Source organism: Parazoarcus sp. PS-13 R2A (assembly GCF_057621855.1).
In genome coordinates this window covers 1-632 of the sequence record NZ_JBYEXN010000059.1, presented here as the reverse complement: position 1 = coordinate 632, position 632 = coordinate 1, and the positions used below count along the sequence as shown (strand labels likewise).

At 64.9% G+C, this 632-nt stretch carries 1 protein-coding gene; it reads left to right on the top strand.

The window, feature by feature from the left end:
• A partial coding sequence (locus AC22G6_RS21810) for an AMP-binding enzyme (protein ID WP_487368505.1) occupies nucleotides 1–632 on the top strand: 632 nt, incomplete at both ends.

The following is a 632-nucleotide window of genomic DNA, read 5'->3' as shown; positions in this document are numbered from 1 at the left end:
CCGGTGCTGCCGGTGTGGCGCGGCGAGATCCAGTGTCGTGGTCTGGGCATGGCGGTGGATGTGTGGGACGACGACGGCAATCCGGTACGCGGCGAGAAGGGCGAGCTGGTGTGCGCCAAACCCTTCCCGGTGATGCCGCTTGGCTTCTGGGGTGACGATGATGGCAGCAAGTACCACGCAGCCTACTTCGACCGTTTCCCCAACGTCTGGTGTCATGGCGACTTCTGCGAGATCACCGCGCACGGCGGACTGGTGATCTACGGCCGTTCCGACGCCACGCTCAACCCGGGCGGGGTGCGCATCGGCACGGCGGAGATCTATCGTCAGGTCGAGAAGCTGCACGAAGTCGTCGAGTCGCTGGTGATCGGGCAGGACTGGCCACCGCAGAACCCGAGCGACGTGCGCGTGGTGCTCTTCGTCAAGCTGCGCGAGGGGATGGCTCTGGACGACGACTTGATCAAGCGCATCAAGCAGACCATTCGTGACAACACCACGCCGCGCCATGTGCCGGCCAAGGTGCTGCAGGTGACCGACATCCCGCGCACCAAGAGCGGCAAGATCGTGGAACTCGCGGTGCGTCATGTGGTGCACGGACGCCCGGTCAAGAATCAGGAGGCGCTGGCCAATCCGGA